The sequence below is a fragment of the Sphingobium nicotianae genome, from assembly GCF_018603885.1.
Taxonomy (GTDB): domain Bacteria; phylum Pseudomonadota; class Alphaproteobacteria; order Sphingomonadales; family Sphingomonadaceae; genus Sphingobium; species Sphingobium nicotianae.
This window is the reverse complement of sequence record NZ_JAHGAW010000007.1, coordinates 11,617-31,017: the sequence shown is the minus strand read 5'-3', so window position 1 is coordinate 31,017 and position 19,401 is coordinate 11,617. Positions and strand designations below refer to the sequence as shown.

General features: G+C 55.7%; 13 protein-coding genes, 3 pseudogenes and 1 other annotated feature. Of the genes and pseudogenes, 5 read left to right on the top strand and 11 right to left on the bottom strand.

Annotation, left to right across the window (positions count from 1 at the left end; translation table 11 throughout):
• The first annotated feature begins 29 nt into the window (after positions 1-29).
• Both KK488_RS11290 and KK488_RS11285 read left to right on the top strand, forming a co-directional pair.
• A complete protein-coding gene (locus KK488_RS11290) occupies positions 30-758 on the top strand; it encodes an ABC transporter permease (protein WP_250890296.1) in 729 nt (242 codons plus the stop codon).
• Positions 755-1,402, top strand: coding sequence for an ABC transporter ATP-binding protein (locus tag KK488_RS11285; protein WP_214623574.1), 648 nt, complete (start codon positions 755-757; stop codon positions 1,400-1,402). Before KK488_RS11290 ends, KK488_RS11285 begins: the two co-directional genes overlap by 4 nt.
• A 358-nt stretch (positions 1,403-1,760) precedes the next feature.
• Here KK488_RS11285 and KK488_RS11280 read toward each other — a convergent pair.
• A pseudogene (locus KK488_RS11280) lies at positions 1,761-2,986 on the bottom strand (IS3 family transposase); the annotation flags it as partial.
• Positions 2,589-2,705 (bottom strand) — a sequence feature (AL1L pseudoknot). Its footprint overlaps the pseudogene before it by 117 nt.
• A 600-nt stretch (positions 2,987-3,586) precedes the next feature.
• Between KK488_RS11280 and KK488_RS21815 the strand changes: the two are divergent.
• The gene (locus KK488_RS21815) at positions 3,587-4,033 is read left to right on the top strand and encodes a DUF3011 domain-containing protein (RefSeq protein ID WP_214623572.1); all 447 of its coding nucleotides are present in this window, start codon (positions 3,587-3,589) and stop codon (positions 4,031-4,033) included.
• Positions 4,034-5,086: 1,053 nt separating this feature from the next.
• On the opposite strand, the gene KK488_RS21810 is transcribed toward KK488_RS21815, so the two are convergent.
• From KK488_RS21810 to KK488_RS11260, 3 genes and pseudogenes are all read right to left on the bottom strand, one after another.
• Positions 5,087-5,302 (bottom strand): hypothetical protein, encoded by a 216-nt coding sequence (locus KK488_RS21810; protein WP_432653849.1) that lies wholly within the window; start codon positions 5,300-5,302, stop codon positions 5,087-5,089.
• Positions 5,303-5,864: 562 nt separating this feature from the next.
• Positions 5,865-6,914: a mannose-1-phosphate guanylyltransferase/mannose-6-phosphate isomerase gene (locus KK488_RS11265; RefSeq protein ID WP_214623569.1), complete on the bottom strand. Its 1,050-nt coding sequence runs from the start codon at positions 6,912-6,914 to the stop codon at positions 5,865-5,867.
• Positions 6,915-6,954: 40 nt separating this feature from the next.
• Positions 6,955-7,680, bottom strand: a pseudogene (locus tag KK488_RS11260) (IS3 family transposase); the annotation flags it as partial.
• Positions 7,681-7,720: 40 nt separating this feature from the next.
• Here KK488_RS11260 and KK488_RS11255 point away from each other — a divergent pair.
• Positions 7,721-8,192: pseudogene (locus KK488_RS11255) on the top strand (transposase).
• A 455-nt stretch (positions 8,193-8,647) separates the two neighbouring features.
• On the opposite strand, the gene KK488_RS11250 reads toward KK488_RS11255, so the two are convergent.
• From KK488_RS11250 to KK488_RS11235, 4 genes are all read right to left on the bottom strand, one after another.
• Positions 8,648-9,871, bottom strand: coding sequence for a class I SAM-dependent methyltransferase (locus KK488_RS11250; RefSeq protein ID WP_214623567.1), 1,224 nt, complete (start codon positions 9,869-9,871; stop codon positions 8,648-8,650).
• A gap of 145 nt (positions 9,872-10,016) precedes the next feature.
• Positions 10,017-12,509, bottom strand: a complete 2,493-nt coding sequence (locus tag KK488_RS11245; RefSeq protein ID WP_214623565.1) for a glycosyltransferase — start codon at positions 12,507-12,509, stop codon at positions 10,017-10,019.
• A gap of 40 nt (positions 12,510-12,549) precedes the next feature.
• Positions 12,550-13,023, bottom strand: coding sequence for a hypothetical protein (locus KK488_RS11240; protein WP_214623563.1), 474 nt, complete (start codon positions 13,021-13,023; stop codon positions 12,550-12,552).
• Between the two features lie 99 nt (positions 13,024-13,122).
• Positions 13,123-14,061 carry an FkbM family methyltransferase gene (locus KK488_RS11235; protein ID WP_214623561.1) on the bottom strand — a complete coding sequence of 313 codons (939 nt, stop codon included), beginning with the start codon at positions 14,059-14,061 and terminating at the stop codon, positions 13,123-13,125.
• Between the two features lie 363 nt (positions 14,062-14,424).
• On the opposite strand from KK488_RS11235, the gene KK488_RS21690 reads away from it, so the two are divergent.
• Positions 14,425-16,311, top strand: coding sequence for a glycosyltransferase (locus KK488_RS21690; RefSeq protein ID WP_214623559.1), 1,887 nt, complete (start codon positions 14,425-14,427; stop codon positions 16,309-16,311).
• On the opposite strand, the gene KK488_RS11225 is transcribed toward KK488_RS21690, so the two are convergent.
• The 3 genes from KK488_RS11225 to rfaE1 are packed head-to-tail and all read right to left on the bottom strand — an operon-like array spanning position 16,274 to position 19,385.
• Positions 16,274-16,807 (bottom strand): D-glycero-alpha-D-manno-heptose-1,7-bisphosphate 7-phosphatase, encoded by a 534-nt coding sequence (locus KK488_RS11225; RefSeq protein WP_214623557.1) that lies wholly within the window; start codon positions 16,805-16,807, stop codon positions 16,274-16,276. The genes KK488_RS21690 and KK488_RS11225 overlap by 38 nt on opposite strands.
• The gene (locus KK488_RS11220; protein ID WP_214623555.1) at positions 16,804-17,958 is read right to left on the bottom strand and encodes an AGE family epimerase/isomerase; all 1,155 of its coding nucleotides are present in this window, start codon (positions 17,956-17,958) and stop codon (positions 16,804-16,806) included. The genes KK488_RS11225 and KK488_RS11220 overlap by 4 nt, the downstream gene beginning before the upstream one ends.
• Positions 17,958-19,385, bottom strand: a complete 1,428-nt coding sequence (gene rfaE1 / locus KK488_RS11215) for a D-glycero-beta-D-manno-heptose-7-phosphate kinase (protein WP_349356878.1) — start codon at positions 19,383-19,385, stop codon at positions 17,958-17,960. The genes KK488_RS11220 and rfaE1 overlap by 1 nt, the downstream gene beginning before the upstream one ends.
• Between the last annotated feature and the right edge of the window lie 16 nt (positions 19,386-19,401).

Genomic DNA, 19,401 nt, shown 5'->3' with positions numbered 1-19,401 from the left:
GCGTGCAGAGAAGAGTCATCCAGGCTCTCATGATACGCGAACTCAATACGCGCTTCGGCCGCGAAAATATCGGTTTCCTCTGGGTGATGGTCGAACCTCTGCTTTTTGCGGGCTTGGTTGCCATTACTTGGCGTGCCATGAAGGGGCCGGAAGAGCATGGTGTCGACATCATCGTATTCGTCATCAGCGGCTACATCCCACTGACGCTTTTCCGGCACGCGGTTACTCGCTGCATTAAGGTATTCGAGGTCAACTCGAGCCTTTTATATCATAGACAAATTACGATATTTGATTTTCTGATCGTGAGATTCCTCATAGAAATGATCGGAGCAATGCTTGCTTTTACTTTCATTGCTACCGTTTTGCACTTTTTTGGCTTATTTCCCGCACCGAAATCGATGGGGTTTTTGCTTGCAGGCTGGCTTCTATATTCCATTTTTACACTGTCGTTATGCTTGATTATTGCGCCTCTCTCTGAGTTCTCCGAAGTGCTGGAGAAGGTATTGCCGGTCGCGACCTACATCATGATTCCGTTCTCTGGCACCTTCAACATGGTTGAGTGGCTACCGGCAGCCGCGCGACCCTATATGCTCTGGTCACCGTTTGTGTCGGCCATGGAGATGATCCGTTATGGCCTCTTCGGTGATGCGGTCTATCCTTATTATGATGTTTCTGTGGTGCTGGTTGTCGCAATGATCTGCTCGGCCATTGGACTGGCGTTATGCCGGCGCGTCAGGAGAAGGCTGACGGTCGAATGATCATCTGTAAGGACGTCCACAAATTCTATCCGCTCGGACATGGCCAGAAGCATGTCCTCAAAGGGATAAACATGACTGTCGGGCGCGGCGAGAGGATCGGGTTGCTGGGGCGCAATGGTTCGGGCAAATCGACTTTGATCAAACTGCTCGGCGGAGTTGAGCTTCCGACGTCCGGTCGCGTGGAAAGAGGGATGACCTTGTCATGGCCGCTCGGCTTTACTGGGGGCTTCCAAGGGGCCTTGACCGGTTATGACAATGCTCGTTTCATCTCCCGCATCTACGGTCGAGAATATACCGAATTGCGAGATTTCGTGGAGGACTTTTCGGAGCTGGGCGTCCAGCTCAAAATGCCCGTAAAGACCTATTCCTCAGGCATGAGAGCGAGGCTGGCCTTCGCCCTCTCCTTGGCGATTGAGTTCGAATGTTATCTGATCGATGAAGTCATCATGGTGGGCGATCAGGATTTTCAGCGCAAATGCCATTACCAGCTCTTCGATAAGCGCGCCGACCGGTCGCTGATCCTCGCTTCTCATAGCCCCGAGATCATCCGCAGCTACTGTAATCGTGCCGTCGTGCTTCACGAGGGAACGGGGACCGTGTTTGACGATATCGATCGTGCGCTGGAGTGCTACGATATGCTCTGAGCTGACGAGAGGCTGGAGATCAGGCTTTTCTGATTTCCCTTCTCCGATAAGTCATTTGCCAACGGCCCAATCCGAAAACCATACGTACCGAAAAAGAATGTTGATCATGCATTTGGACGAGAGTCGTCGTTACTGACGTGCGCCCCTGATTGTTACCAGTCAGAGGTAGAGTCCGGCTCCTTCTGCACTGCTACCCAACCTTGGACCGGTCGGGTCTAGAGTTTTCCGCCTGGCCCGCGTCCGGAGGGCTGGTGACCCCGGTCGGGTTTGCCAGCATGATCGGGGGGATATTCCCGATCGCGCTGTGCGGTCGCTCTGAACCGCCCCGGGATTGCCGGAGGCCATTCGGCTTAAATTGTGCGGCCATGGGAGTGTCGTCCAGCCTGGCGTAGTAGCATTCCTCGGCTTCAACGGGCGATATATTGCCGATGGGCGCGAGCAGCCGGCGGTTGTTGAACCAGTCCACCCATTCGAGCGTGGCGTATTCAACGGCCTCAAAGGATCGCCACGGCCCCCGCCGGTGGATCACCTCGGCCTTGTAAAGGCCGTTTATCGTCTCAGCCAAAGCGTTATCGTAGCTGTCGCCTACGCTGCCTACCGATGGCTCGATCCCAGCTTCAGCAAGGGGCTCGGTATACTTGATCGAGACGTATTGGCTGCCGCGGTCGCTGTGGTGGATCAGGCCCCCACGATGGACAGGGCGCCGATAATGGATCGCCTGCTCGAGGGCATCGAGAACGAAGCTGGCGTGCGCCGTCCTGCTCACCCGCCAGCCCACGATATAGCGGGCATAGACGTCGATCACGAAGGCGACGTAGACGAACCCCGACCACGTTGCGACTTAGGTGAAGTCCGAGACCCACAGCCTGTTCGGCGCCGGGGCATGGAACTGCCGGTTCACCTGGTCGAGCGGGCAAGGCGCGGTCTTGTCGCTCATCGTCGTGCGCACCGGCTTGCCGCGGATCACGCCCTGCAAGCCAAGATCGCGCATCAACCGCTCCACCGTGCATCGGGCGATGTCGAAGCCTTCACGCCGCAGCTGTCGCCACACCTTGCGCACGCCGTAGACCTTGAAGTTGGCGTCGAACACGTGCCGAACCTCGGGCTTCATCGCCTCGTCATGCTGGGCACGTGGTGACTGGCGCGACGGATCGCGCCGCTGCGCCAGATGCTCATGACAGGTGGATGGGGCGATCGGCAGAACCCGGCAGATCGGCTCGACCCCATAGTCACCGCGATGCTCGTCGATGAACGCGATCATCGCCTGAACGGGCGGTCGAGCTCCGCCTGGGCAAAATACGCAGATGCCTTGCGTAGGATCTCGTTGGCCTGGCGCAGCTCGCGGTTCTCGCGCTCCAGCGCCTTCAGCTTGTCAGCCACATCGGTGGGAACGCCGGCGCGCTTGCCGCTGTTGACCTCGGCCTTCTTCACCCACTCGAGCAGCGTGTGGCGCGAACAGCCGATCTTCTCGGCAATGGATGTGATCGCCGCCCAGCGGGATGGATGGTCGCCTTCGTGGTCCAGCACCATGCGGACTGCCCGCTCACGAACCTCCGGCGCAAACTTGTTCGTCGTCTTGCTCATCGTAGCCCCTTCCTCTCAGGAGTTGGGGCCTTCGGCAATCCCGGGGCGGTTCAAATGAGTTAATCGCGATGCGATGACTTTATGGCGATGAGATTGACAGGATGGGTTTCACTAAGGTTTCACGCTCCAGGCGAGGGTGCGCCAGCGGGCTGATTACCCCAGTGCTGCATCGGACCAAACTCCCAACTTTGGTTGTCCTTTGTGGGGAAAGCGCAGGCAGAAAGGCGGCGCCGAGATGCTGAATCAACGAGCGGATCTTCGGCTGTATGATCCGCTGGAAATGCCGGTTCCGTAGCCTCGAACAACGCCTCGATGCCTCCAAGGCAGGCGCTAGGCGGCGGCCTCATGCCGCCTCGAACAACCATCCCTGACAATATTCAAACGGACCCTCAGAATCTCCACTTAACTTTGCCAAGGAAGCGGATGATTGGCCGTAATATTCTGGCGAGTGGCAACACGCGACGTAGCGCCATCGGTCCACCTTCTAGCCTCAGTTCTTCGTAAAGTCGGTGGCGTTCGACAGCCAAGTCATTTTTTTCGATCGATTCACGCCCTAGCGAGGCGTGCGTCTCGTCTAATTCTGCCTCGAGGCTCACCAACTTGGCTTCAAGCAGGGCGCAGTCGGCGCGAAGACCGTCGGTTTGGGATGCGGCCTCCTGCAAAGCGCGATTCGCGGCCTCAAGTTCTTCGCTGACCCGGCGAGCATGCTCTTGCGCATCCGCTGCGAGTGCGTCCCGTTCCTGCTCAACCGCACTCACGCGATCATTCGCCGCATTTCTTTCGGCGCTGAGCGTTGCCAACTTGGCTTCAAGCAGGGCGCAGTCGGCGCGAAGACCGTCGGTTTGGGATGCGGCCTCCTGCAAAGCGCGATTCGCGGCCTCAAGTTCTTCGCTGACCCGGCGAGCATGCTCTTGCGCATCCGCTGCGAGTGCGTCCCGTTCCTGCTCAACCGCACTCACGCGATCCTCTGCAGTCAGGAGCCGAAGCTCCGTCCTCCGCGCGTCATTAGCGCTCACATTCAATGCGTCCGCGGCACTGCGGGTATAGTAGCTAAATCGCTCATACTCAGCCCACGTGTCGTCCAGCAGCTTGTTGGCTAGTGATCGTTCGTCATCATTTGCGCCAAGCACGACGCACGCCTTCGCCACCAGCCCCTGTAGAAAAAGTGTGCATGAGCTGGCAGACCGCAGTGTATGCTTTGGAAAATCGATATCGTCTCCGGCATCCGATAAATCGATCTCCACATTGACGGCATCATGGATCGCACATTCTATGTCACGGCGATATGCTCCTGACGGCTCGGCGAGACGATTAACGTCTATTATCAGATCAGAACTTCTGCTGCAGTGAATTAATAAGTAAATGTGCAGAGATATAAAATAACAAAAAACCCTATCATAATTTTCTTCACTGACCCACGCATCAAATGACGCCATGTCTTCCTTTTTAAAAATTGATGACAAATAAGCGATATATGGAACTCTATCCGCTAACGATGTTGTCTGGAACAGCGTGTGTAGGAAATAAGAGTTTCCAGTGCGGTGCTGGCCGGAATAGGAATTCCATTGTCGGAATAGGTTTCGGATAAGCAATATGTGATAACTTGGAAAACTTCGCCTGATCCCGGCGGATAAGGCGAGCATTCGAGTGCAGGTGATGACTGGTATCTGCCCTTGTGCCCAAGCCGACTTTAAAAGTAGTTCCAAATAGGCATGAACGTCTTCATCTAGCGGACCGTCAATGCCCTGCCGGCCGACCAAACGACTGCCGGGCTCTTCCGCAATAGGAAATCCCGGAATGCCCGGCCCTTCGCCAAGAAGGGGGGCATATTCGAGCAAATATGGGGCGTCGTCGGGATGACGCGACCGCCAATCCGAAGGCCGTAAATTCTGTATTATTTCGGGAGATGCTGAAATCAATATTTCATGGAAGACCTCATAGTAACACCGAAGTCTACTATTTTTGCGCAACCTTGACCAAAACCAAGTACTAGATGACCTATAACCAGAGTATACAATGATGCTGGGCGGTATATTAGGGTTTTCCGCATGATACTCAGTTTCGACAGATGCCGTGATCTGGGTGGATTTTGAATTTTGTTTATGCATTTGGTTTCCACTTCGATCTTGGAACGAGTCGCTGGTGCCGATCCCCTTTTTTTTCCGCAACGGCCTGCGCGCGCTTGACACGCCATTCTTCTGTTGGATCTGCCCCATCCTTGATCTGGCGCCGCAATATTTCTGCCCGCTGACGGGCTTCTGCAAGGCCAAAACTGTTTCCGACGTTAAAGCGTCGCATAACACCATTAGCGCGCACGTTGAGGGACCAGCTGCGGTTGCCCGATGGGCTTACGCGCAGCCTGAGGCCAGGAACTGCGCCCTCCACCCGCTCAATCGTTTGTTAGGATCGGGTCTAAGTTTGTTGACAGCGACGGCCGTCAGCGCCGGTACTCTCTTTGCCATGCGACACCCACGAAAGGTTTCACTGAGTTTACGACTGCATATGACTAGGCGCAACTGCCCGAGACGAAATCCGTCATTAAATAATGAATTTAAGGCTTTTTTTTGGAAGATATGAGATTGGCTGAGTCCCCTGAGTCTCTTGATTGTCAAACTTTTAATCGGTAGGTCGCTGGTTCGAATCCAGCTGGGCTCGCCAATGTGCAGCGGCTGCAATCATTTACTGATATTTCCGACAGCATTCTCAGTCTCGAGTCCTAAGATCATGACGATTATTCGTTGAGAATCTCGGGTGTTGAAAATGCGGCCTAAAAAAATCTCTAATCCGAACCGCTTGCGAATTTGCCGCACCGGACGGCAGCAACGAAGTAATTGAAAGCCCCCGTCAGTCCAACGCTGGTAAGCAGCAAAACCCAACGCTACACCCGTTCCGCCAGCGCAGCGACAGCCTTGCGGACGTCCTGCGACTTGCCGCGCGGCAGAATGAGAATCTCGTCGCCGGTGGCGATGACGATAAGATCGTTGGCGCCGACGACGGTGACGTGCGGACCGTCGCTGCGGATGAGGCAGCCGGTCGCCTCGATCGCATAGCTCGGGCCGTGCAGTGCATTGTTGGCCGCATCCTTGGGGGCGAGCGCATGCAGCGCATCCCAGCTGCCGACATCCGACCAGCCCATGGCGACCGGCGCGCAGGCGACCTTGTCGGCTCGCTCCATTACCGCATAGTCGATCGAGTCCGACGGGCAGGCAGCGAACGCCTCGGCGGCCGGCTGGATGATGTTGCCGCCATGGCTGGCGCCCGCCATCGCCGCGCGGGCCGCAGCCAGCATCGCCGGCTGATGCTGCGCCAGTGCTGCCAGATAGGCGCGCGCGCTGAACAGGAAGATGCCGGCATTCCAGACATGGCCGCCATCGGCCAGCATCTGCGCTGCGCGCGCGGCGTCCGGCTTCTCCACGAAGCGCGCGACCTTTCTGACGCCATCGGCCAGCTCGTCACCGAGCGCGATATAGCCAAAGCCGGTCTCCGGCGCATCCGGCTCGATGCCGAAGGTCACCAGCCAGCCCTGCGCGACGAGATCGCGCGCGCGCGCGATCGCGGCATGGAAGGCGGCGACGTCGGCGATGACATGGTCGCTCGGCATGACCAGCATCGCGCTGTCCTGCTCCTCCAGGGCGATCGCGGCGAGCGCGATGGCAGGCGCGGTGTTGCGCGCCATCGGCTCGAGGATGAGGGTCATGCCCTCGTCGCCCTGGTCATGGATGAGGTCGACATGCGCGGCATTGCCGACGATCACCGGCGCCGTCGCACCGGCCAGTCCCGCGATCCGGGCCAGGGTGAGCTGGAACATCGTGCGCTCGTCGGTCAGCGCGATGAATTGCTTGGGCCGCTCGCCCCGACTCACCGGCCACAGCCGCGTGCCCGATCCACCGGACAGGATGACGGGCGTAAGACGCTGTTGGACAGGCACAGCTAGAATCTCCTGAATTGAACGGCGGCGGAGTGCACTGCTACCCAACCTTGGACCGGTCGGGTCTAGAGTTTTCCGCCTGGCCCGCGTCCGGAGGGCTGGTGACCCCGGTCGAGTTTGCCAGCATGATCGGGGGGATATTCCCGATCGCGCTGTGCGGTCGCTCTTCGTTATAGTGTCTACGCCAGCGGTCCAGCTTCTCGCAAGCGTCTTCCAGCGACAGGAACCAGTGCGTGTTCACGCATTCGCTGCGCAGCTTGCTGTTTAACGCTTCGATGAAGGCATTGTCCGTCGGCTTGCCAGGCCGCGAGAAGTCCAGCGTCACGCCCCTCTGATAAGCCCATAGATCCATGTCCCGCGAGACGAACTCGCTGCCGTTGTCTACCCTGGTTTTCGGATAGCCCACCTTCCGGCAGGTCCGATCGAGCGTGGCCACGACGTCCTCTCCGCGGTAGCTGAACCGCGCGTCGATCACCGGCGAGAACCGGCTGAACGTGTCGACCACGGTCAGGATCCGCAGCTTGCGCCCCGTCACCGGTTGATCGTGGACGAAGTCCATCGCCCACAGATCGTTCGGCCGGACCGCTGGCGCACGATCCTCCCGAAGCTTTGCCTTCACCCGTCGCTTGGGCGTCTTGTTGCGTAGCTGCAGGCCCAACTCCCTGTAAAGCCTGTAGACCTTCTTGGCGTTCACGCCCCAACCTTCCCGGCGCAGGATGTAATAGACGCGGCGGGAGCCGTAGCGGATGTGCGTCTCGTAGACTTCGATGCCTTCATGCCACGCCTCCTTGCCCAGCCAAGGAAATCTGAGGCCGAAAACTCTACCTCAAAACGATCCCGTTTTCAGGTGGCAGAGCACCCGCATCGAGCCCTATTTCCCGCTGTCGCACGGAGTGCCGCGGGTCGACGATCGAAGGATCATCAGCGGCATTATCTTCGTGATCAGGAACGGGTTGCGGTGGCGTGACGCGCCAGCCGAGTACGGACCGCCGAAGACGATCTACAACCGGTTCATCCGCTGGAGCCGGCTCGGCGTGTTCAACAAGATCTTCGCAGGGCTTGCGGCAAAGGGCGGTAAGCCCGACCGATTGATGATCGATACGACCCATCTGAAGTCGCGCACGACGCCGCACTCTATCGCCAGCGCCACAAGATCGAGATCATGTTCGGCAGGCTCAAGGACTGGCGGCGCGTCCACACTAGCTATGATCGATGCGCCCACACCTTCATGTCCGCCATCTGCATCCAGCAACCCTCATCTTCTGGATCAATCAATGAGTCCTGAGCCTAGATTTCTCCAGATGATCATTCAGGCTGAAAAGCGACTTCGAATCCAAAGCAGCATTTCCTCCAGTCTAATAAACACCTAATCTTGGTGCCCACGAAACCGACAGCAGACCAAGCCCTCTCCTCCTTGAGGATACGGTTCTCTAGGCACAGACGCTCATTCTCGCCGAAATGTGCCTGCGGCGCTGAAAGCAGATCAGATAGCCGATACTGTGACACCCAACTGCCCAGCGTCGACTGCCCTATCTCCAAATCGCGACCCGGTCGCGAGGTAACCCGCCGATCAGTGCAATCCGCACCGCCTCCCGCTTGAACTCTTCGGAATGCTTCATCATCTCGTCGGTCTCCTGTTGCGAGCTCTAAACGCTCAGACGACCGGCGCAAAACCGTTACGAGTCCAATCCGTCAATGGCACATTTTACTCCAGTGTTGATCAGGAGTTTGCCCTATTGAAATCGTATCTTAGCCAAATGGACGCCGAGAGTCCTGTCGTCTTGAGACATCCCATCCTGTGCAGGCGACCAAGTCTGACTTCGGATCGTGAGTCTTGGATCCTCTCCGTTACACGGCACCGGAATGACGTTTTCGCCGTTCTGCATGTAGCCCGACCAGATCGAGCCGGCACCAGAAGTGATCTCGACCTGAAGTGGGCTCATTCTGAAATTGCAGATATGCAAATAGGCAATCGAGCAATCTATAGGAATGACAAGGTCAAGCTTACTATCTGCTCCAAAGATCAGATACGGTTCATCCGCACTGCACCCTTCATTGTCCATGATTTGAGAAACTTCGGAACCACTGATTTCATATCCCCCAAATTGCCCAACGACATTGATACCCACCTGCGGATCGGGATGATAAAAAACTTTGCTAACGCATCCTGCTTTTAGCAAGGCCTTGCGCAAAAAGGGTAGTGACCAACCACTCTCAAACCAGCCAAATTTTCTTATGCAATACACAGAAATTGGATCTAGGCGCATACCCCAATTTTTCCACCAAAAAGAATTAATGGGTTCTCCTGCAAGAACTATCTTACCATCATCAACCAAGTTTCTTTTTAGATTTGAGAATACCACCCATGGCCTGATGGCATGATGAAGGCATTCGTAGAAAAACGCCATTTCAACAGGTTTTTCTAATATTACATTTTCAAATGTACCGTTAACAGTAGTTATATCCATGATATTTTTATGAGCGATTCTTGCGTTCACTAACTCAATCGAGCGTTTGTTAATATCCGCGGCGATCACCTTGAGACCAAGGTACGCAAAAAACTCGGAAGATAGCCCCCAGCCGCAACCCATATCGAGAACTGTATGTCCTGATTTAGGAGCAGCGTTTCTTATCCCAAAATTAAGGCGATCAATGTGAACTGACATAGTCGCGGGATCATGCTCGTTATAGGGATTTGGCCCTTCCACGTGGTCTTTTATTTCAAATTCAGTAATCTCATCCCGAACGACGTCATAGGCATGACCAGATAGTTCCTCATACAAAGCAACCTGCTGGGCGACATACTCTTCCGAGAAAGGATCAAGCCCTTGATCGGGCTGCTGGCTGGGATGATACGTAAAATCCTTCCAGTAATCCTGACAAGCTTGTGCATTTGGCCCCCCCAGTCGGTCACTCTCCGCAATAAAGGCATCCAAATCATTTTCGAAGATGTTCATTTTACGCCTCGGAGGATTTCCAATAATATTACGTATCAACTTATTTAACGTTATTCTTACTCCATGACGTATATTTTCTCTAATAGAAATAGATTCACCTGACCCTGTGGCCTTGTAATATAATTTCATCAAGCAAGACCAGTCATCAAGATGTGTGCTTCAAGAGTTGCTCAACTTCGCTGGCGACAAAGCCAGGAGGAATACCCATGCATTTGTGTTCGTGTTCGCACAGTTCGAGTTGGCGCAAGTGACAGGGCGCACAGGCAATCTTGCGCTGCATCGTCAGCACTTCTCTTCCCAGCGGCCTCCAACTTCCTAGGTGCGACTGCCCGGAAAAGAGGCAGATGGTGGGTATACCCAACATTGCCGCCAGATGTGTCGTACTCGTATCATTGCCGATAAACGCATCTAGCTCGATAAAATGCTGTGAAAGCTCGGGGAGTGGCACCTTACCGGAAAGATCTAGCGCCATGTCCGGCGTAGCAGCGCGCATGATGAAGGCAGAATCCTCAGCATCACCCGCGCCGCCGAACAGAACGATTTTACAGCCTTTGCGCGTCAGCAGTCGGGTCAGTTCATAGAAGCGCTCTCGCCCCCAAGCTTTGATTGGATTGCCTGTGCCAGGCGCGATGCCAACGATCGGCCCCTCGTCAAACGCTCGCCGTGAGCCTTTTTGACCAATAAGTGCACGAGCAGCAACATCGCTGTGACCGAAGGTGGCGATCACGGATGAGATCAGGCTGCCGATCCTGGGCCCCATTTGCACTGATATGGCTTCATCGGGGACCAGCGCCAGCGCCAGATCAAGCGGCGGTTGATAGCCGCTGGGAGCAAATCCAGCTTTATACTTTGCATCTGTAAATTCAAGCAAAACTAATGAATCAATATAGTATCGCAGATCAATTGCGATATCGAAGTTGCCTAGATTCAATTCCAGATAATCATCTATTCCGGATTTAACAAAATATTCTTCAGCTTCGTCAGAGATGATTTCCGCCCCGGTCGGTGGAAGGAACTGACACGCCAGCACTTCATCAAACATGCCAAGGCTTCGCGCCAAATCGACATTCCATGGCCCGCAGACCAAGGTGATATGTGCCTTGGGCCAAAACGCGCGCAATTGCGCAATGCCTTCGAGCGAAACTAGCAGGTCGCCAATATGGTCGACCTTCAGCAACAGAATGCGCGGCGCATCATCTGATCCCCAGGTGACAGATCGCACCACGCGGATATCCTCGTCGCGCGGCGCGTCCGCACTTTCGATTGCGCGGTAAAATGATCCCCCTTCGATAGCCGCAACGGTTTCTTCGTTGGATTGGATCGCCTGCGAAACCTGAACAATGTCCGCAGGGGACGGAACTGAAAAGCCATTGATGGCTCCGATAGCACTAACCAGCAAATCTCCGCGTCCGCATGGGACCTGTTCCACCAGATTTTCCAGTGCATTGATGGTAATCAATGCGGAATTGTCCCAACTATATTTTTGCAGCTGGTGCTTGGCCTGATCACGCAAACGCTGGCGAAGCGATTCGTCCGTCAACGATTGTCCGATCTTCTCCGACATGTCCTCCAGATCATGCGGATCGAACAGGCCATCCTCAATGCCAATAACCTCCGGCACGCTGGTGAGGTTGGATCCGATGGCAAGTGCGCCACATGCCATGGCTTCGAGCGCCGGTAACCCGAAACCTTCAGCAAACGCGGGCAGCACGAAAAGCGAGGCTTGGGCATAAAGCGCCACCAGATCTTCGTCGGAAACATAGCCTCCGAAGACGAGCTCATCTTCGCTCATGCCCATATCATCGGCAATACGACGTAGCGCTATCTGCCCCTCAAGCGAAATCGCACATACCAATACCAGTTGGTATTCCCGTCGCAATTGATATGGTAACATCCCGAACGCGCGCACCAGCCCCTCGAAGTTTTTTCGCGGTTCAAATGCGCTAGTAAACATGACAAACTTACGTGTGATATGCGCCCGTCTGAGCGCGGCTTCCTTGCGGGCCTTATCGATCCCTTCGTTGGTAAAGCGCTTGTCCGCCGCCGAATGAATGGTCACAATGCGACTCTCGTGGATTCCGAGACAATCTATCGCTTCGCTCTTCGTATAATCAGAAATTGCCAGTAATAGCTCCGAACGTCTGAGCGATTCCAGTTTCCGCAGATACCAAGTACGCTGATGCGGATCGACCAAGTACTTGCCCGGTTCCTGCAACGGAATGAGATCGTAAATCACGGTCGCCACCGGACACTTTGCTGGCAGTAGGCCAACCGAGGTAACCGAATTGTCTATCGCCCCCTCGAAAAGGCTGAGGTTCAGGACAACATCGGGGCCGAGGTCGCTGATGAATTGCTCGCGGATTAATTCTGCGGCACGTTGACGCCACCAGTTTTCGGGATAGTTGCCAGCCGTGGGTCCAGGTGCTCGAAAAGACACGAATTGATGCGGTTCCGCAACTCCTTTGAACGACTTGATCAGGTCAGGCATAGAATCGGGCAGGAGTTCATTCAACAGGAACGTGATCTTGTGCTCGCCGCTGTTTCGAGCAATTGCCTGTGCCAACGCTGTCGAATATCGCCCGATTCCTCGTGTGCGGCTGGCGGACTGCCCGCCCTGCAGGTCAATTAGAATATGCAAGCGATTTCCCCCTGATTGCTGCAAAATCGGCCGCGCGGACTCAGCCGTTCAGCAACACATTCAGTTGTTGCTGGATTTCCCGTGCACGCACACCGAGCCGTGGCGAAGGCATACTCCCGGTTATCACCCCAGTTTTTAATCCAGCCATCTCGCGGCGCATGTTATCAACAGTGAACTGCATGTAACCCAGGCGGCGAATGATTTCCTCGCTGCGCAGCGCTTGCACCGCGAGCCGGTCAACCGTCCTTTCCCCGATGTTCCGAACACCCAGCAGGGAGAGAAGCCAACCGACCACCGGCATTTTCAGCAGATCATAGCGAAGCTTTGCCTTGCGATACCCTCGCAGTTGCGGCGCATTCTTCCGACCGACTTGCGTTTTCGCCAATTCAGTCAGCACAAACATCCGCCCCCCTATGCGGCGCAGATAGTTCTGGTGCGCGGTCATTGCTTCATGGTTAGGATCGCTGCCTAATACCACTTGGTGTGCGGCCACGATGAAATCATCGTCGCTCATTCTCAATAGCTCAAAAATGCCACGTCTATTTTCAATTACCATATTTGTTCGCCAATCTCGGAATGATTGAAAAATCACCTTGAATAATAATCAGTAAATTCAATCACTTCGGGTAAAAAGGATATCCATTACCGGCGAGCTTTCTGGAATTAACTTATCCAATAGGTCGGTATTAGCGCAAAAATCGGAAAGCGTACAGTCGTGCCGGATCAGGCGCACGGAATATCCCATTTCGAAGAGCGATTTTACATAAGGCTGCCGGTTGTCGTGCCGAGAATACTCGGCGATTATTGGTGGCTTGAAGCGATTGATAGTTTGCTGCGCGCCGCGAATTACGAATTCCTCATGACCTTCCACGTCAAGCTTGATCAAATCAACCCGCTCCAGATCCGGCAGCAACTGGTCGAGTGCCGCAGTCATCACGGGCTCACCTGCCTGCCCGATCGCCTTGTTGGTACCCACATCGTCAACTGACAAAAGGCAGATTCTTGCCCCATCCGACAAAGCGACCGGTAGGGTCACGATGTTAGCTCGGCCAAATTCGCGCGAGGAACGACGAATAAGGCCCGCATTTTCCGCATTAGCCTCCACGACGAATACTTGCCCGGTAGGCCCCACCACGGCCGAAGCCACAGCCGAATGAATTCCCATGTTGCCGCCAAGGTCGAGAAAGCACCCGCCGATCGGTAAGCACTTGCGGATGATGTCGGCAACCCAGGGTTCATACACGCCATCGACAATCGCCGACGCATAGACCCAATCACCCTGTCGAACATAGATTTCCACGCCATTGATGGTGTGGACAGATGCAGTCTCGCCCAAAGAATGTATAGCCTGGCGCGGATGCTTCGAGCTGAACTCCGGGCTGCCAATAAACACGTTGGCAAACTCATGCGGCGATATATCTGGATTATTTCGCAGATATTCACGGAAGTGCTCGCGGCCATCAAAATCGGGCTCGCGGCCGAGCAGGAATTTAAAGCAGAACGTAATCCATTCATCGGCGCCGAATCGCATCGGAACATAGATTTCTGACATCAAACCTCCGTAGATGTTTCGGGCATGCCGATGTTCGGCCTATATTTCAAGGCTGGATAGACCGAAGAGCAGCGCTACCTCAATGTTTGTCGGCCAACCGGCGGAGTGGGCGGCTTCCGCTCATCGATTTTGCCTTCGCACATGAACCGCGTGGACCGATGCTGCGACGCGACGAAGTCAGCTCGTACCCGCAGCGACAGGCGGTTATCGGGCTTGATCCTCCTGATCCACACAGTCAGCCGCCGGAAGCCGTCCAGGAATTCACAACGCTCGAGAACCCCTAATGGCACTGAGCCTGTCTGTAAAATTGAACTGATTTGAGAAATGCCATCTTGAAGGATTATTTTGACATGCGCACTCCGCGTGGTCAATGGCACAGCCGCGGATATCAGCCGTTCACGGCATCGAGGAATGGCCTTTTTGAAATCACCTATGACGAAGCTGTGCATCCCGTCTGTGGAAAAACTTTTCGAGGCATTGGAATTGCTGTGCGCGCCGTTCGTTTCAACCTGGATGCGGCCTCGAATCGTGACTCCGCTTGGTCTGAGGTTGCCGCCGCTTGCCCTGGACATTTACCATGAGCGGCACGATTTGCGGAAGGCGTTTGACCTTGCAGCCCGCAAAGGGCGCCAGCAGTTTTCGTTGTGGTTGATGTTCCATGGTTTCCCCGAAATGGATTTCATCGTCGACAACCGCTCCCGCGCAGCGCTGTCAGCTTGGCAAAGGCCATGGCCGAAGCTGGCCACCCTTGGCCTGACGCCTATAACATGGTTGATGCGCGAAGCTGCAAAACGCGAGGGTATCACCACGAAGGAATTGCAAGATCGCGCAGGGCAGATGCGTTTGCTGCGCTGGTACTTTCTGACAGCCATGGCAAAATACAACTGGTCGGCTTTGCTTACTGATGCGCATGCCGCCGCGCTTATGACAGTCGACGACAATGGCGCGCCCGTCATCCTTAATTGGTTGTGGGAGGAAGAACCGGACGTCCGAGCACGCTTTGGCGGACCGACCGACCCGGCACTGCGCGAATGGCTCAAGCACAACGGCGCCAATCGCTGGCGGGTTCTTTGCGACCCGCGCATCGGTCTTGCCACGCTCGGTCGCCAATCTGCAGATGTGACCCTGCCATTCGGAGTTAATCTGGTAGGGTATCCGCGCGGGCGTTTCGGCATCGGTGAAGATGTGCGCATGGCAGCACAGGCGTTGGCAGCAGTCGGTGTGCCATTTACAATCCGCGACATCGGGCCGCACTCGAACATCACCGTCGAAGACGCCAGCTTCAATTCCCATGTCTCGGACAGGATGCCATTTCGTTTCACGATTTTCTGCACGACTGGCATGGACATGATTTATGCCGTCAATCTTCTTGGCCCGCGCGCGCTAGAAGGACAAGTGGTGATCGGTTTCTGGCCTTGGGAGCTCCCTGAATTTCCCGACTTCTGGCGACATGCCTATTCATATGTCGATGAAGTCTGGGCATCGAGCCGGTATACGCACGACGCCTATGTGCGTTCGGCAACGGTGCCGGTGCGGCACATGCCGATGGCTGTTACCTTCGAGGCAACCGCTGACCTCAGACGTGGCGATTTCGGACTGCCGGCCGACAGATTCCTGTTCTTATTCGCCTATGATGCGCTGTCCTATGACCAGCGGAAAAATCCAAAAGCTTGCCTAACCGCATTCGACCGAGCCTTCCCCCGCGGCGACGAGCCAGTCGGCCTGGTGATAAAGGGTCTGCGCGCCGACGGCTCCGAGGCCTGGCGATTGCTGAAGCAACGTGCCGCTCGTGATCCCCGGCTGTTTCTCGTTGAATCGTTACTAGAACGAGGGGAAATGCTCGATCTCTATCGCGCTTGCGATTGCTTTTTGTCACTGCACCGTGCGGAAGGCTTCGGACGCAATATCGCGGAGTGCATGGGCCTCGGTTTGCCGGTCATTGTCACTGCCCATTCGGGTAATATGGATTTCACACGGTCGGATACCGCAGCGTTAGTGCCCGTACGTCTGCGCCAGCTGGCCGCTGGCGACTACCCTTATGGAACCGGACAGATCTGGGCGGAACCCGATGCTGATGCCGCAGCAGCGCTGATGCGCAGGATTGTCGAAGATGATGTTTGGCGCGAACAGATCGCAACTACCGGACAACGGCGAATTGTCGCATTGTATTCGCCGGAGACGGTGGGGCGCCGGTTCATTGAAGCACTGTCCTCTATGGAGAGTTCGATGAGCCAGTCAGGCTACGGTTGATCAGATCGCGCACCATGTCGGCTAGATTCCCATCATCAAGCAGGTATCCCTTTATACCTGCACCTGATGCCGCAGCGACGTCCCTAGAGGAATCACCGACGAGAAACGAGCGATCCCTGTCGATGTCAAATTCGGCGATGGCGCGAAGCAGCATACCGGGGTTAGGCTTGCGATCGGGATGATCGCATGCACGATACCGCTCCACAATCGCATCTGGGTGAAATGGGCAGGTATAAAACGCATCGATCCGCGCGCCGTGCAGTGCCAAGTATTCATTCATCCATGAATGAAGCGCATCTACATCATCGATCGTATACTTACCACGACCGACACCCGACTGGTTGGTAACGACAATCGCTAAGTATCCGGCGTCGTTTACAGCTCGTATCGCAGCCACTGCACCGTCGCGCCAATCGAATCGTTCGATAGTACCGACATAGCCATGATCCACGTTCAAGACGCCATCGCGATCGAAAAAGACGGCGCGCTGCGTCATGGCTGCCCCTGCTCAAGTTTCGCGGCAGCTTGATTGACGGCATTAATGGCGCCCATCACATGATAGAGGCTGCTGGCGCGAACATCCTCGAGTACCAGCCCGTCATTGACATGGAAGCGTTCAAACCACAGGCCCGGACGTGGATGATCAAGAAAACGGTCGACTGCGTCTGCGGCCTGCTGGAGATATTCGCCATCGCCAATCGTTTCTGCCCGCAGCCACTCTGTGTGGGGCCATAACCGCACGTCGATTTGCTGGTCAGAGCCGTTCGGGCCGAAACTTCCAAATAGCAGGCCATTATCGGCATTGCGCCCATGGCATAAGGCGGTGGCGTTCAAAGCGTCAGTATCCGGCAAATGCGGCACGAAGGCCTGGCACTGGGAAATCAGCCAGATCCATTCGAAATGGTGACCCGGTTCGCCTACCGGCACGTTGCATTGCCACGCATCGTCAAAGAATTCGTGTATGAGATGCGTTTCGGTACAAATGAATCGCGCCTCGAACAACAACAGCAATTCACGCGCGAGATCAAGAAACGGCTGTTCGGGGCCTATCGCGTTCAACCAGCCGAGCGCGGCTTCGAGCAGGTGCATGTGTGGGTTCTGCCGTCGGGGCAAGGCAGATGGAATGCTTTCCGCGAACCCCCCTGCCGGATGCGACATATACATCCTCAGGAACGTACACTGAGCGCGAGCAAGTTCCAACAATCGCGATTCGCGCTTCAGTTGATACGCTTGCGAGAGGGCATATAGTGCGAAAGCGTTGTCATAGAGATCCAGCGGTGCAGCAATCACCTTGCCGTCGTGCGAAATCTTGCTGAAATAGCCGCCTTCTGGATTGCGACAGGGACCAAGCAGGTGATCGAGGCCATGGCCGACCTCGTCGCCAGCATCCATCAGGCCGTAATATGTGGCTTGCGCAAACACGCATATCTGCCGCGCGGTCACGCGCACTCGTTTATGGTCGATGGTGTTTTCGAGACTCGTCGGATCGAGGCAATCAAAAAAGCCGCCCCGTATGCGATCAATGCCATACTGCCGCCACAGGGGCAGTGCGTGATCGCGCGCCCAGCTGTTGTATCTCCGCGCAAGTTGCCCGAGCAAAGCTTGTGTCGTCGCGTCACATTTATTGGCGATGGATGAGCCGGCCATTAGGCGCGACTGCGTTCGACCAACTTGCTGGTCGAACGGCCTTCCAAGATCGGCACCAGTACTATCCTCCCACCCCTGGCCTTGACGATATCGCCGCCCGCCACATCCTCCTCGCGGTAGTCCGCGCCTTTTACCAGGACATCGGGCTCGAGATAGGCGATGAGTTCGAATGGCGTGTCCTCATCAAAGATGATGACGAGCGCCACTTGAGACAGGGCAGCCATAATTTCAGCGCGGTCCTGTTCGCTTTGAACCGGCCGGGTGGCTCCCTTGAGTCGACGGACCGATGCGTCTGAATTGATCGCGACCACCAAACGATCACAATGCGAAGCTGCAGCGTGGATGGAACGCACATGGCCGGGATGAAGCAGATCGAAACACCCATTGGTGAACCCGACTTTTAAGCCGCGCTTCTGCCAATCTTGACACCGTTTCCGTGCTTCCTCCCAGTCTACTACGCTGCCGCCGGGCAAAGCAACCGCATGATCGGCCAGGATTGCCTCGTTGAGTTCGTCAATTGCCAGAGTGGCGGTGCCTGCCTTTTGCACCACGATTCCAGCCGCCACATTCGCAAGCGCCATTGCCTTGGCCATTTCCCACCGCCCGGCCAGAGCCACTCCCAGTGTCGCCAAAACTGTATCGCCGGCGCCGGAAACATCAAACACCTCAAAGGCCCGCGCGGCCAAATGTACGGGTTCAGCGTCGCGCGACAGCAATGACATACCCTTGCTGGACCGCGTCACTAACAAGTCGCTGCCCAATTTGTGACACAGCTTCGCCGCCGCCTCTTCAATCTGGGCGGTCTCGTTGCAGGTATGTCCGACCACTGCCTCGAATTCTCCCAGATTGGGCTTTATGAGCGTAGCCCCAGCATAGGACGAGAAATCTTTACGTTTGGGATCGACGAGGCAGGGTACGCCGAGCGAGTGAGCGCGCGCAATGACATGTTCGAGCACCCGGTCAGTCAGGCTACCCTTGCAATAATCGGAAAGAAGGACAGTGTCACAACAGTTGATCACGGATTCGAAGGCTGCCAGAAGGGCATCTTCAATCTTCGGTCCTATTGGTGCGGTCGTTTCCCGGTCCAGTCGCAGCAACTGCTGAGTGCCCGCGACCACGCGAGTCTTGATCGAGGTAGATCTGCTCGCATCAAGCACGACGCGGCTGTCGATGTTGCCTCTGGCAAGAATTTTGGTCAATTCTTCGGCTGCAGCGTCGTTTCCGGCGACATAGATCAGCGTGACGTCGGCGCCAAGCGTCGCGCAGTTCATCGCAACGTTAGCCGCACCCCCCGGCACGCTTCGTCGGTCCTGATGCAGAACTACCGGAACTGGCGCTTCGGGAGAGATGCGTATGACCTCCCCGATCTCATAGCAATCGAGCAGCGCATCGCCGATCACGACAACCCGAGTCCCGTTGAAAGCCACTGGTGCGCTTCCCAAC